Source organism: Oceaniradius stylonematis (genome assembly GCF_003149475.2).
Classification (GTDB): Bacteria; Pseudomonadota; Alphaproteobacteria; order Rhizobiales; family Rhizobiaceae; genus Roseitalea; species Roseitalea stylonematis.
Genome location: NZ_QFWV02000007.1, coordinates 111,836 through 123,828 on the forward strand (window position 1 = coordinate 111,836; position 11,993 = coordinate 123,828).

An 11,993-nucleotide genomic window follows, 5' to 3' on the forward strand; every position below is an offset into this window, starting at 1 on the left:
AAAAACGGTTGAACCCATGGGCGCACTTACTGAGATGAGCATCTTCCTGTCCGCACGCATCATGCCGGCCCTGCGGCCGGTTACGGTTTGGCTGGTGGCCGTCTTGGCTGTCGCCGTCGTGGCCCTGGCCGCCACGCCGCCGGCAAACGCGATGCGCACCATTGACGGGGTGACCTACTCGCAAGGGCTCAAGCTCGACGTGCACGTGCCGGAAAATGCGCGTCGCGGCCTGTTCGCCCGCAAGCATCCGGTGGTGCTGTACGTGCATGGCGGCGGCTGGGTGAAGGGGGACCGCAAGCGGGTCTTCTCGATGCCGCAATGGCTGACCTCGCGCGGCTACATCTTCGTTGCCATCGACTACCGCAAGGTGCCACGGACCGACATTGACGGCCAGGTGCGCGATGTGGAGGCGGCCATAAGCTGGGTCCGCCGCAACATTCGCCGCTACAATGGCGATCCGAACCGGGTGGTCCTCATGGGGCATTCCGCCGGCGCGCATCTGTCCGCACTCGTTGCAGCGCAGGGCAAGGCCAACGGGCTGCGCGGCGTAATCCCCAACGACGTGCAGGCCTACGATCTTCTGGCCTATGCAACCAAGCGCGGCTCGATCGGCCCGATGTTCGGCACGGCCTTCACCAACGAACCGCCCAACTGGATTCGCTGGTCGCCGGCCACCCATGCCAAGCGCAACGGACGCCTGCCGCCGCACCTGATCCTTTATTCGCGCAGCCAGGGCGAACGGCGCCGTTCGATCTCGATCGGCTATGCGAACCTGCTCAAGGGGCGCGGCACCGACGTGACCGTCTTCCACGGTACCGCCTATTCTCACGGCGCCATCGCGGCCCGGCTCGGCCGGCCGGGCGATCGTGCGACCGCCGCGATCGAGCAGTTTCTGGCACGGGTGACACGCTAGCCCTTGTCGACAGCCCTTTTCGGGTCGGCTACCAATCGGCATCAGCGGTTCGAACGGGAGATTCGCCATGGACACGGTGATGCCGGACATCCACCCCGCCAAGCGCATCGAGGCGCGCGTCAACGGCCTCTTCAAGGCGGCGGGCGACGATTTCGTCACAAGCCCCGTCGAGACGCTGGAACTGACGTTCGAGGGTGTTCCCGGCGATCTGCACGCCGGCATGACGCGGGGGTCAGGCGGTCGCGAACCCTGGTACGAGCGCGGCACCGAAATGCGCAACGAGCGGCAATTGTCGATCGTCGCCCGCGACGAGCTGGAAGCGGTCGCCGCCGACATGGAGCTGCCGATGATCGCCCCCGAATGGATCGGCGCCAACATGACGCTGGCCGGGGTGCCAATGCTGTCCATGCTGCCGGCCTCGACGCTTTTGTTCTTCGAGGGCGGCGCGACGGTCAAGATCGACATGCAGAACGGCCCGTGCCGAATCGCCGGCGACGCCATCGCCCGCCATGTGGGGCGCGAGGGCGACCAGCATATCGCGCTCGGCTTTCCCAAGATCGCCAAACGCCGCCGCGGCGTCGTCGCCTGGGTGGAAAAGCCGGGTACGGTCCGGATGGGCGAGAGCGTCCGCGTGCAGCTGCCCGAACAATGGGTTTATCCCGTCTAGCGACGCCGGGAGTCACCTGAGGCGGGATCGCAATGCGCGGGCGGACACTTGATCCGCTTGCGCCAAGAGGCAGGTCGTCGGATGAAACAGAAGGCAGACCCGGCGCGGGCCGACAGGGTGCCTTTCGCCGTCACGGTCATCGTCTTCACCGTGCTGATGCTGTCGCTGGGCGATGCGCTGATCAAGTTCGCCAGCGGCGAGTTCGTGATCTGGCAGATCTTCGTTCTGCGCTCGCTGATCGTGCTGCCGGTTCTGGTTGGCCTTTTGTGGTGGACCGCGCGCGATTCGCTTTCCCTGCCTCCGTCGCTGGGCTGGGCCATTATGCGCAGCGCCCTGCTGGTCGGCATGTGGATCGCCTATTATCTGGCGCTGCCGAGGCTCGATCTGTCCGTGGCAGCGGCGGTCTACTACACGCTACCCATCTTCATCACGCTGTTTTCGGCGTTGTTGATCGGCGACCGCATCAGAGCGGCAGGGTGGGGCGCGGTCTTTCTGGGCTTTGTCGGCGTGCTCCTGATTTTGCGCCCCGACGCGGGCGACTTCAACCCGTACGCCCTGCTGCCGCTGGTGGCCGCCATATTGTATGCGTTGGCAATGATCCTGACACGGACGCGGTGCCGCGCCGTCCATCCGCTGATGCTGTCCCTGCTTTTGAATGTCACCTTCGTCGTGGCCGGTCTGGTCGCCACGGCGGTGATTGGGCTGTCGGTCGTTGACACGCGAGACGGGTTCCTGCTGGGGCCCTGGGCCGCCATGGGGGCTGGCGAATGGGCTGCCATGGCGCTTCTTGCCTGTGCGATTCTTGTCGGCAGCGTCGGTGCCGCGATCGCCTATCAGAACGCGCCGCCGGCGGTGATCGGGACCTTCGATTTCGGCTATGTGGCCTTCGCGCTGGTCTGGGGATTCGTTTTCTTCGCCGAGGTGCCGGACGTCTGGTCGCTGACCGGCATGGCGCTGATCGTCATTGCCGGCGTGATCGCGCTGCGGCAATAGCCGGCCTATCCGTCCGCGCCGACACCGTCTTCGTCCGCATCGAGGAACCGCGTCGCCTGCCACCGCCGCAGCACCGCATTGACCTCGTCGAGCACGAAAAAGCGCGCCGCATCCCTGTCATAGCCCTCGTCGAGCAACGCGTCATAATCACTGTGCGTGTGCCTGATATGGGTGATGGTGGCGAGCCAGACGGCCCGTTGGGCCGGCAGGCCGCGCATGTGCGGTCGGGCGACCAGCGCCTTGATCGCCAGCGCGTCCTCAAGCGGCATCAGCGGCGCCAGCCTTTCAAGCGCTTGCGAGACGGCGGCCTGGCGCTTTGTCGTCATCGGCATGACCCGGCAGCGGAGCAGGGCACGCAATTTGCCGGCGATGTCGCATTTGCATATTGTCGGCGTCGCCGAAATGATATAAACATATGCTTATGTCTTTTTCGAACGACAATGAAACCCTGTTCGGCGTCGATGCGATGGTCGAGCACCTCAAGTCGGCCGCCGAGCCGAGCCGGCTGCGCATGCTCAAGCTCTTGGCGGAAGCGGATCTGACCGTGTCCGACCTCACCACGATCCTCGGCCAGTCGCAACCGCGCGTGTCGCGGCATCTCAAGCTGCTGCTCGAAGCACGGCTCATCCGGCGGCGCCAGGAAGGGTCCTGGGCGCTGTTCCGGCTGGCCCATGACAGCCCGCAGGGCGCGCTCGCCGCCGACATACTGACGCGCATCGATCCGGCCGATCCCGTTCTGGCGCGCGATGCCGAGCGGCTGGCCGACGTCAAGCGCCGCCGCCGCGACGAAGCGTCGGCCTATTTCTCCGCCAATGCCGAAAGCTGGGATTCGATCCGCTCGCTGCACGTGCCCGAGCGCAAGGTCGAGCAGGCGCTTGTTCGCCTTGCCGGTGACAGGCCGTTCAACGCGATGCTGGACATCGGCACGGGCACCGGTCGCATGCTCGAAGTGTTCGCCCCGCGTTTCCGCTCGGCGGTCGGGATCGACACCAATCGCAACATGCTCAACGTCGCGCGCGCCAATCTCGATGCGGCGGGTCTGGTCAATGCCGAGGTCCGGATGGGCGATGTGTTCAACATGCCCGTCGAGCGCGACGCATTCGATCTGGTGACCATCCATCAGGTGCTGCATTTCCTCGACGACCCTGCCGCGGCGGTGGCCCAGGCCGCGCGCAGTCTTGCGCCCGGCGGGCGTCTGATGATCATCGATTTCGCGCCGCACGATCTCGAGTTCCTGCGCGAGGAGCATCAGCATCACCGGCTCGGCTTCGACACCGAGACCGTCGCCTCATGGTTCGAAACCGCCGGCCTTGAGAACATCCGTGCCGAGGCGCTGCCGTCGGCCAAGAGCGATGGCGACGGCCAACTGACGGTGATGATCTGGTCGGCCGACGATCCGCGCTATGTCATTGCAGATGAAAACGGTCCCGCTCGGGACACAACGGAGGCGGCGTGAAAGCCGCGGCGACATCATGACCGGAAGTGTTTTTTCAAGGACCCAGCGCGTCGCCCTGAACGACGACATCCGTGTGTCTTTCGAATTCTTCCCGCCCAAGAACGAGGCGATGGCGGCAACACTTGCCGACACGATCGAGAAGCTCGCCCCGCTCAACGCCGATTTCGTCTCGGTGACCTATGGCGCGGGCGGCTCGACGCGCGAGCCGACGCAGCGGACGCTGGCCCATGTGCAAAAGCAGGGCGGCATGGACGCCGCCGCGCACATCACTTGCGTGGGATCGACGCGCGACGAGACCGATGCCGTCATCCGCGAATTCGCCGCGATGGGCATTCGCCGCTTCGTGGCGCTGCGCGGCGACCCGCAGACCGGCATGGGCACTCGCTACGTGCCGCATCCGGGCGGTTACGAGAATGCCGCGCATCTGGTGGCCGGCCTCAAGGCTTTCGGCGACTTCGACATTTCCGTCGCCGCCTATCCCGAAAAGCACCCAGAAAGCCCCGATTTCGCAACCGACATCGACATGCTCAAGCGCAAGGTCGACAATGGCGCGGCGCGCGCGATCACCCAGTTCTTTTTCGACAATGACGGCTATGAGCGCTTCGTCGAGCGTGTGCGGCGCGCCGGCATCTATGTGCCGATCGTGCCCGGTATCCTGCCGATCCACAATTTCCGCGCGGTCTCCAACTTCGCCGGCAGGTGCAAGACGCACATTCCGGCCTGGCTGGCCGAGCGGTTCGAGGGGCTGGAGAACGATCCGCAGACCCATGCGTTGATCGCATCGGCCATCGCCGCCGAACAGGTGCTTGATCTCGTCGATCGCGGCGTGCGCGATTTTCACTTCTACACCATGAACCGGCCCGATCTCGTCTTTGCCGTCTGCCGGCTGATCGGCGTGCGCGAAGAGCATGTCGATGCGGCCGCCTGAGCGCCGTTCACAATTCGCAGACATTGTGTTGCTGAATCCCGATCTTTCGTGAACGGCCAGAGTGGCTATCTCTCCGCCCATCGCCCGCACCCGGCGGGCCTAACGGAGATCAGAGCACGATGGCCCATATTCTTTCTGTCCAGTCGTCCGCGCGGAACGNTTGTTCGCGATCTGGCCGAACCGATCCCGCAACTCGACGAGAAATGGCTTGGCGCAAACTGGACGCCGGCCGAAGAGCGCAGCGACGAACAGGCGCGGGCGCTTGCCCTGTCGGACACGCTGATCAGCGAACTCGAAGCCGCCGACACGATCGTCATAGGCGTACCGCTCTACAATTTCTCCGTGCCCGCTGCGCTCAAGGCCTGGATCGACCAGGTCGCCCGCGCCGGACGCACCTTCCGCTACTCCGAGAACGGCCCGCAGGGGCTTCTTGAGGGCAAGCGCGCCTTTGTGGTCGTCGCCAGCGGCGGCGTGCCGGTTGGCAGTCCCGTCGATTTCGCGACGCCCTATATGCGCCAGGTGCTCGGTTTCATCGGCATCACGGATGTGACCGTGATCGCCGCCGACCGCCTCGTCCAGAATGCCGATGGAAGCCTCGCTGCCGCGCGCGCGGCGATTGCCGAGGCCGCTGGCGCACGCAGCGCAATGGCCGCCTGACATAAGCGGCCCAAACTCTCTGACGATTACGGGCCGTACGCGCGTTTCATCGCGCGTACGGCCGTGTTGTTTTGATTGTGTGGATTTACAGGACGCCGAATACCAGCGCGCCGACAAAGACAAAGGCTGCACACACAAGTACGACGTTCAAAGAGCGTGTCAGATCCATCGGGACCTCCCTCGTGTATTACCCCTTTAGTGTAGGTTCTGTGACGGGCCACGCAACACAAATCGTTGCTGCAATGCAACAGACAAGCGGGAAAAATCTGTCTCCATTTGGCACAACTGCCCGAAATTGCTGGGCGTGCGCGCCTGCTGCCGCTGTGGGAAAACTTTTGTTCCCGCGTGTGGACATCCGTGAAAGATGTCGCATTGACCGGGCCGGTGGCAGGTCTAGTTTCGAGACAGTGATCCTCGGCAATCGCAGGCCCGTCCATGCCCAAACTGATAAGGTTCGTGGTGATAAATTCCGCCATCGGCGTGTTGATCGGTTGGGCGATCGCCGCAAGCCTTCTGTGGATGAACATTTCCGGCCTTGGCGACATGTTCATGCATTCCGACGCCAAACCCGTTGTCATCGCCCTCTTGTTCATGAGCTTCGGCGTCACGTTCGGCTTCGCCTACCTGGCGACTGCGGTGATGCTGATGCCGACCGGCAAGGACGATTTCGACCGGTTGTAATCGGCTGGTTAGCGCGTTGCCACGTCCAGCCAGTCGCGCCACTGGTTGCGATTGCCGGCAAAGACGTTGATGTCGGTGTCGCCATTGACGCCCGGCACCAGGCCGGTGCCCGTATATTGCCAGAACGCCCAGTCGCGGCCCGGATAGGTCACGCGCGGATGCGCCTTGACAGAGCGTAGCCAGAAGACCTCCTCGTCCATGTGTCCGGCCAGATTGTCCCGGTGGAAATCGACGGTCGTATAGATGATCGGCCGCTTGCCGTAATGGCGCTCCAGCATGTTGAGAAAGATCGTCATCTCGCTGCGCACCGTGTCGGCCGGCGGACGCAGCCGGCAGGTCGGCGACTTGTGGTTCCACTCGACATCGAGCACATGCGGCAGCGCGCCGCGCTCGCGCGGCACGTTGCGGATGAACCAGCGCGCCTGCCGCCTGGCTGACGTGCAGAAATAATAGAAATGATAGGCGCTGCGCGGCATGCCCGCCCGGCGCGAATCGTGCCAGTTGCGCATGAAGGCGTCGTCGAGCATGTCGCCGCCTTCGGTCGCCTTGATGAAGGCGAACTCGATGCCTGCCCGGCGCACCGTGGGCCAGTCGATCACACCCTGCCATTTGGAGACATCGATCCCGTGCACCGGAAAGCCGAACGGCGCGCCGCCTTCCCATTCATGCACCGGATCGCTGTCGCCGTAGCGCGGCGTCGCCGCCGCATAGGTGGAATCAAGCGATTGGGTGAGCGCGGAATAGTCGACCTTGGTGCAGCCAGCGGCTGCCACGGCCATGATCGCGGCACAAATGAGCCCGGCCAGTCGCGTCATGAAAACGTCCGTTTGGTTGTCGCCCCGAAAACGGTTTATAGCGCCCAGCCGGGTGAAATCCAGCCTGTGCGCCGCAGTTGACCTTGCAGGCACCACCGTTAAACCTCCGTTAACCATAAATGAAGGCGCAACGCCGATGCGTATCCTCAAAGCCCTCGTTCTGATTGTGGCAGTGCTCGTGGCCGGAGGGTTCGGCTATCTGTTTTTCGCGCCGCCCGACCTCATTCGTGTCGGCGCCAACTATGCGGCCAAGATCGTCTGTTCGAACGTCTTCCTCGCCGGCCGCGATGCGCAGGAGGTGCTGACCGTCGATGTGCAGGCGCCCGGCCATCCGCTGCTGAGAATGATGCGCGTCGATGTGGACGAAGAGGCTGGCACCGTGCGCACCGGCCTGTTCGGGCTGATCGGCGGCGGGTTGGCGGTGCGCCGGCCGGGGCAGGGCTGTTCGTCGGTGCCCGAGGGCGGCGTGGATCGCCTGATCGAACGGCCGGCACCCAATCGCACAGCGCTCGCCACCGGTTCGATGTGGCCTGCCGGCAGCCAGGTGGAATTGCCGGTGAACGAGGCACTCGATGCCGTTCTTAACGATCCGGCGCTGACGGGCCCGGGCATGCGGGCGATCGTGATCGTCAAGGGCGGTGCGATCATCGGCGAGCGATATGCGGACGGGTTCGCACCCGACACGCCGCTTCTGGGCTGGTCGGTTTCCAAGACCGTGACCGGCGCGCTGATCGGCCGGGCGATCCGCGAGGGGCGGCTCGACCTCGATCAGACGGCCAGCTTCGAGGGCTGGGACGGCGACGGGCGCGGCGGCATCACCCTGCGCGACATGATGGGCATGGCGCCGGACCTTGCGTGGAACGAGGGCTATGGATCGGTCTCCGACGTCACGCGCATGCTCTATCTGGAGCGCGACATGGCCGGCTTCGTCGCCGGCCAGCCGCGCGACGATGATTCGCCCGAAGGTGTCGGCGATGTCTTCGAGTATTCCTCCGGCACCACCGTGCTTCTGTCGCGCCTGTGGCAGGATAGTTTCGACGATCCGGCCGAAGCGGTCTTTTGGCCCTATGCGGCGCTGTTCGACCCGCTCGGCATGACGAGCGCGGTGATGGAAATGGACGCATCGGGCACATTCGTCGGCTCGTCCTACATCTATGCGACCGCGCGCGACTGGGCGCGTTTCGGCCAGTTCATGCTGCAGCGCGGCGTCTGGAACGGACGGTCGCTGCTGCCGGTCGGCTTTGTCGACTGGATGGTGACGGCGCATCCGGCGTCCGATGGCGTCTATGGAAACGGGCAGGTGTGGCTTCGCGCTGCCAATGCCTGGATGGAGGGCGACAATCCGGACCTGCCCGGCGACGGCTTTTTCATGAACGGCCATGACGGCCAGTCCGTGTCGGTCATTCCGTCCGAGGATCTGGTCGTCGTCCGGCTGGGGCTGACGCCGACCGATCAGCGCTACAAGGTTGCCTATCTGATCGAGGCGGTGATCGGCGCGTTGGACCCCTAGGGTCAGGACCGCCGCCGAGGTGAGGTCGGCGGCGGCGCGGCTGTTGGCGGAAGAGGGGCCTACCAGCCGAACTGGAACGTCGCGCCGGTCTGGCCGCCGGACTGGCTGACATGGCCGCTCGTGCCTTGGCCGAACTGGAACAGGCCATGGGCGTTGCCGTTGCCGTTCTGCGTCAGCGTGCCTTCATGGCCGTTACCTTCCTGATGGACGATGCCCAGATTGCCCGAACCGTTCTGGATCAGGCCGGCCGCATTGCCGATGCCGTTCTGGGTGATCGAGCCGTTCTTGATGCCGTTGGCGATTGCAAAAAGGCCAAGCCCGGCGCGCATGGCATGTTCGGCATCGGCCGAGCCCGGCGCAATCGAGATCGAGACCGAGCCGCCGGCATGGGCCGGCGCCAGCGGGGCGAGGGTGCCTGCGGCGATGGCGGCGGCAGCGGCAAGGGCGGTAAGGCGGGTGCGGGTCATGGGATAGTCCTCCGATGGGTTTTGCGATGTTGAAGCCACCTTGCAGGCCATCGGCTGAACCGGTCTGGAACCGTCCGTTCATCGGGCGTTAACCAAGTTCCTTAACCCGCCGTAAACGAAAACAGCCCCGCCGATGGGGCGGGGCATTCCTGTTTACGGTGCGAGATGGGTGTCGGTCAGATCACTCCGCCGATCCGTTCGGCGCAGCGGTAGCGCTGGCCGTCCGCCTTGACGTCGAGTTCGACATCATAGGCGCCGCCGGCCGACAGCATCACCATGCCGAGCGTGGTCGGTCCGCTGGGGCCGGCATAAAAGCTCGAGCCCTGCGAGATGTTGGTGCTGCCGCCGCGTCCGACGCTTTTGACTGTGAACGTGTAGGTGCCGTTCACGTCGGTATCGGCATGCATGACGCCCTGAAGGCGCACCATGCCGCGCTGGTCGTCGGCCTGGATTTCGCAGCGCACGGGGTCGGCGTTGGCATTGTCGGTGTCGCTGGCTATGGCCGAGCAGCCGGTGGCCAGCGTTGCCGCCAGAAGTCCGGCGGCTGCCGTGAGACGTTTGTCGGTCATGTCGTTCTCCTTTCGTGGTGCGGGTTGGCCGGAGGAAGCGGTCCGCTCCCCCCGGCGCTCGCGATGGGCGTTTGCGTGCCGTTAGGGGCAGGTCTGGACGAAGGCGGCGACATTGCCGCTGCCGGCCTGGGTGACGTCGGCGTCGCACCCGTTGCCGACCTGGACACCGGCGGCGACGTTGCCGTTGCCGTCCTGGGTCAGGATTGCGTTGTGGTTGTCGCCGAACTGGCCGATGCCGCCGGCATTGCCATGGCCGTTCTGGCTGGTTTCGGCATTGTTGTTCCAGCCGCTTTGGCCGGTTGCGGCGGTGTTGTTGGAGCCGAACTGCTCAATGATCGTGTTGTTGAACACGCCGTCCTGGAAGACGCCGAGCTTGTTGTTCCAGCCGGTCTGGCCGCCGCCGGCGGAATTGCCGAAGCCGAACTGGTCGATGCTGACGTCGTTGGCCATGGCGGGAGCGGCGAAGGCCGAAGCGATGGCAACGGATGCTGCGATGATGAGTTTGCGGGACATGGACGTTCTCCTTTGACTTTGGTTTGCGACGCTCGTTTTCGAGGCGTTAACCATGTCTAGGAGAGGCGGGCGGAACCGCCGCTGAACCGGTCGTTCAGTTTGCGTTCACCATGTTCGGACGGCGGCCCTCGGTCCGGCGCCGGCGGTGAGAAACCGAAAAGCGGCTGTCAGATCGCGGCGGTCTCCACCACCGTTGCAAGAAGGCGCCGAAGCTCGCCCGCCTCCTTGTCGCCGAGCCCCTGCGTCAGGTCGGCATTGACCGCCTTGACGATCGCGAACATCGCCGGTGCCATATCCAGCGCCTTTTCGGTGGCGTGGATCTGGTGGGCGCGGCGTGAGGAGGGATGGGCGTCGCGCACCAGGAGCCCGTCCGCCTCAAGCCCGTCGATCGCCCGGCTGATCGCATAGGCCGGCATGGCGAACAGCCGCCCGATTTCGGCCTGGGTCATGCGCCCGTGCTCGATGACGGTCATCAGGATTGCGAATTGCTGTAGGGTGAGCCCGTGTTCGGCCAGCCGCGCATTCATTGCGTCGTCAAGCCGTCGCGCCAAGCGCTGTATCATCCATCCCATCGAGTTTTCGCGACTGAGACGCGCGCGCATCGAGATATCCATACTCCGGTTCTTTCAGATTGCGTCAGACTCACAACATTTGCAATTGCAACAGTTGCATATGCATGATAAGAGCTGTCCGTGACTTTAAACCCGGCGGCGCGGGCTGCCCCCAAAAGGAAATTCCCATGAAGACAGTTTCGCTTGCCATCGCCGTTTCACTGCTCGGCGCGGCCATGCCGGCCCTGGCCGCGGATGGAACGCCCGGTCGTGATGTGGCCGGTCACCTCGTTCAACGCGGTCGATGAGGATGCCAAGGGCTACGCCCACATGGGCGACATGGAGAAGTTCCGCCAAGGCGTCTTTGCCGGTATGGACTATGACAATGACGACCGCGTGGACTTCGCGGAGTTTTCCGCCTGGGATGTCGGCTTCGAAGAGGCTGCGGTGGAAGAAGGCAAGCCCGAGGCGATCTTCACCGCACGGCGCATTCTGTTCGCCCTGTGGGACCGCAACGGGGATGGCCAGTTGACCCAGTCAGAGCATCGCTTCGCGCTGTCGCAGGATTTTCGCCGCGCCGACATCGATGACGATTCGGTGCTCGATCAGGACGAATATCTGATCGGCTACAGCGTCAATCTCGTCATGCGCGCGGCGATCCGGCCCGACATTGACGTATCCGCACAATAACGCCAACCAAAGACCGGAGGCCATTGCCATGTCCGCACCGACCCAACCGACACGCTATCATCCCTTTTTGGTCACCCTGCACTGGCTGCTGGCGCTGATGATCGGCGTAGCCTTGTTCGCCGGGGGCGTTCTGCTTGCCGAAACGCCCAACTCCGATCCCGACAAGATCTTCATGCTGCGGGCGCACATGTCGATCGGTATCCTGATCCTGCTTCTGATGCTGGTTCGTCTGTTCGTCCGGCTGCGCACCAGCAAACCCGCCCACGCCGCCACCGGCAACCCGATGCTCGACAAGGCCGGCACCTGGACCCATTGGGCCTTCTATCTTTTCGTGATCCTGATGGCCGGCTCCGGAATCGGTATTTCGGTTCTGGCCGGCCTGCCGCCGATCGTCTTCGGCGGATCGGGCGATCCGCTGCCAGCCGATTTCTGGGCTTATCCGCCGCGCTATGCGCACGCTATCATCGGCAATCTTCTGCTGGCGCTGATCGTCCTGCACATCGCTGCCTTCGCCTGGCACCAATGGATCAGGAAGGACGGCCTTTTCCGCCGCATGTGGTTCGGCGACCGTCAGTCTTGACGC

The 11,993-nt window shown here is 64.3% G+C and carries 16 protein-coding genes; 10 read left to right on the forward strand and 6 right to left on the reverse strand.

Annotated features, from left to right (window positions below; genetic code table 11):
- Nucleotides 1-16: 16 nt before the first annotated feature.
- The 3 genes from DEM25_RS11520 to DEM25_RS11530 all read left to right on the forward strand — a co-directional run bounded on the left by DEM25_RS11520 (nt 17) and on the right by DEM25_RS11530 (nt 2,573).
- A complete protein-coding gene (locus DEM25_RS11520) occupies nt 17-913 on the forward strand; it encodes an alpha/beta hydrolase (RefSeq protein ID WP_245412883.1) in 897 nt (298 codons plus the stop codon).
- 67 nt (nt 914-980) lie between these two features.
- The gene (locus DEM25_RS11525; RefSeq protein ID WP_109765908.1) at nt 981-1,580 is read left to right on the forward strand and encodes an MOSC domain-containing protein; all 600 of its coding nucleotides are present in this window, start codon (nt 981-983) and stop codon (nt 1,578-1,580) included.
- 81 nt (nt 1,581-1,661) lie between these two features.
- Nucleotides 1,662-2,573, forward strand: coding sequence for a DMT family transporter (locus DEM25_RS11530; protein ID WP_109765909.1), 912 nt, complete (start codon nt 1,662-1,664; stop codon nt 2,571-2,573).
- A gap of 5 nt (nt 2,574-2,578) precedes the next feature.
- On the opposite strand, the gene DEM25_RS11535 is transcribed toward DEM25_RS11530, so the two are convergent.
- The gene (locus DEM25_RS11535) at nt 2,579-2,905 is read right to left on the reverse strand and encodes a DUF2293 domain-containing protein (RefSeq protein ID WP_109766154.1); all 327 of its coding nucleotides are present in this window, start codon (nt 2,903-2,905) and stop codon (nt 2,579-2,581) included.
- Nucleotides 2,906-2,994: 89 nt separating this feature from the next.
- On the opposite strand from DEM25_RS11535, the gene DEM25_RS11540 reads away from it, so the two are divergent.
- From DEM25_RS11540 to DEM25_RS11555, 4 genes are all read left to right on the forward strand, one after another.
- On the forward strand, nt 2,995-4,029 hold the full coding sequence (locus DEM25_RS11540) for an ArsR/SmtB family transcription factor (protein WP_245412905.1): 1,035 nt from the start codon (nt 2,995-2,997) through the stop codon (nt 4,027-4,029).
- Between the two features lie 16 nt (nt 4,030-4,045).
- Nucleotides 4,046-4,957, forward strand: a complete 912-nt coding sequence (gene metF, locus DEM25_RS11545; protein WP_109766156.1) for a methylenetetrahydrofolate reductase [NAD(P)H] — start codon at nt 4,046-4,048, stop codon at nt 4,955-4,957.
- 48 nt (nt 4,958-5,005) lie between these two features.
- Nucleotides 5,006-5,614: an FMN-dependent NADH-azoreductase gene (locus DEM25_RS11550; protein ID WP_196780365.1), complete on the forward strand. Its 609-nt coding sequence runs from the start codon at nt 5,006-5,008 to the stop codon at nt 5,612-5,614.
- A gap of 435 nt (nt 5,615-6,049) precedes the next feature.
- Nucleotides 6,050-6,295, forward strand: coding sequence for a hypothetical protein (locus DEM25_RS11555; RefSeq protein ID WP_109765911.1), 246 nt, complete (start codon nt 6,050-6,052; stop codon nt 6,293-6,295).
- A gap of 8 nt (nt 6,296-6,303) precedes the next feature.
- Here the strand turns inward: DEM25_RS11555 and DEM25_RS11560 are convergent, their stop codons facing one another.
- Nucleotides 6,304-7,110, reverse strand: a complete 807-nt coding sequence (locus DEM25_RS11560) for a glycoside hydrolase family 25 protein (RefSeq protein WP_109765912.1) — start codon at nt 7,108-7,110, stop codon at nt 6,304-6,306.
- Between the two features lie 136 nt (nt 7,111-7,246).
- Between DEM25_RS11560 and DEM25_RS11565 the strand changes: the two genes are divergently transcribed.
- Entirely contained in the window at nt 7,247-8,620 is a 1,374-nt protein-coding gene (locus DEM25_RS11565; RefSeq protein WP_109765913.1) for a serine hydrolase domain-containing protein, read from the forward strand.
- Between the two features lie 59 nt (nt 8,621-8,679).
- Here the strand turns inward: DEM25_RS11565 and DEM25_RS11570 are convergent, their stop codons facing one another.
- The 4 genes from DEM25_RS11570 to DEM25_RS11585 form a co-directional block, all read right to left on the reverse strand.
- Entirely contained in the window at nt 8,680-9,087 is a 408-nt protein-coding gene (locus DEM25_RS11570) for a curlin (RefSeq protein WP_109766157.1), read from the reverse strand.
- Nucleotides 9,088-9,263: 176 nt separating this feature from the next.
- A complete protein-coding gene (gene csgH / locus DEM25_RS11575) occupies nt 9,264-9,656 on the reverse strand; it encodes a curli-like amyloid fiber formation chaperone CsgH (protein WP_109765914.1) in 393 nt (130 codons plus the stop codon).
- Nucleotides 9,657-9,737: 81 nt separating this feature from the next.
- On the reverse strand, nt 9,738-10,169 hold the full coding sequence (locus DEM25_RS11580; RefSeq protein WP_109765915.1) for a curlin: 432 nt from the start codon (nt 10,167-10,169) through the stop codon (nt 9,738-9,740).
- Nucleotides 10,170-10,336: 167 nt separating this feature from the next.
- Complete coding sequence (locus DEM25_RS11585) at nt 10,337-10,720, reverse strand: MarR family winged helix-turn-helix transcriptional regulator (protein WP_158585251.1); 384 nt, start codon at nt 10,718-10,720, stop codon at nt 10,337-10,339.
- 255 nt (nt 10,721-10,975) lie between these two features.
- Here DEM25_RS11585 and DEM25_RS11590 point away from each other — a divergent pair, with 255 nt between their 5' ends.
- A complete protein-coding gene (locus DEM25_RS11590; RefSeq protein WP_109765917.1) occupies nt 10,976-11,410 on the forward strand; it encodes an EF-hand domain-containing protein in 435 nt (144 codons plus the stop codon).
- A gap of 28 nt (nt 11,411-11,438) precedes the next feature.
- Complete coding sequence (locus DEM25_RS11595) at nt 11,439-11,990, forward strand: cytochrome b (protein WP_109765918.1); 552 nt, start codon at nt 11,439-11,441, stop codon at nt 11,988-11,990.
- Nucleotides 11,991-11,993 lie beyond the last annotated feature (3 nt).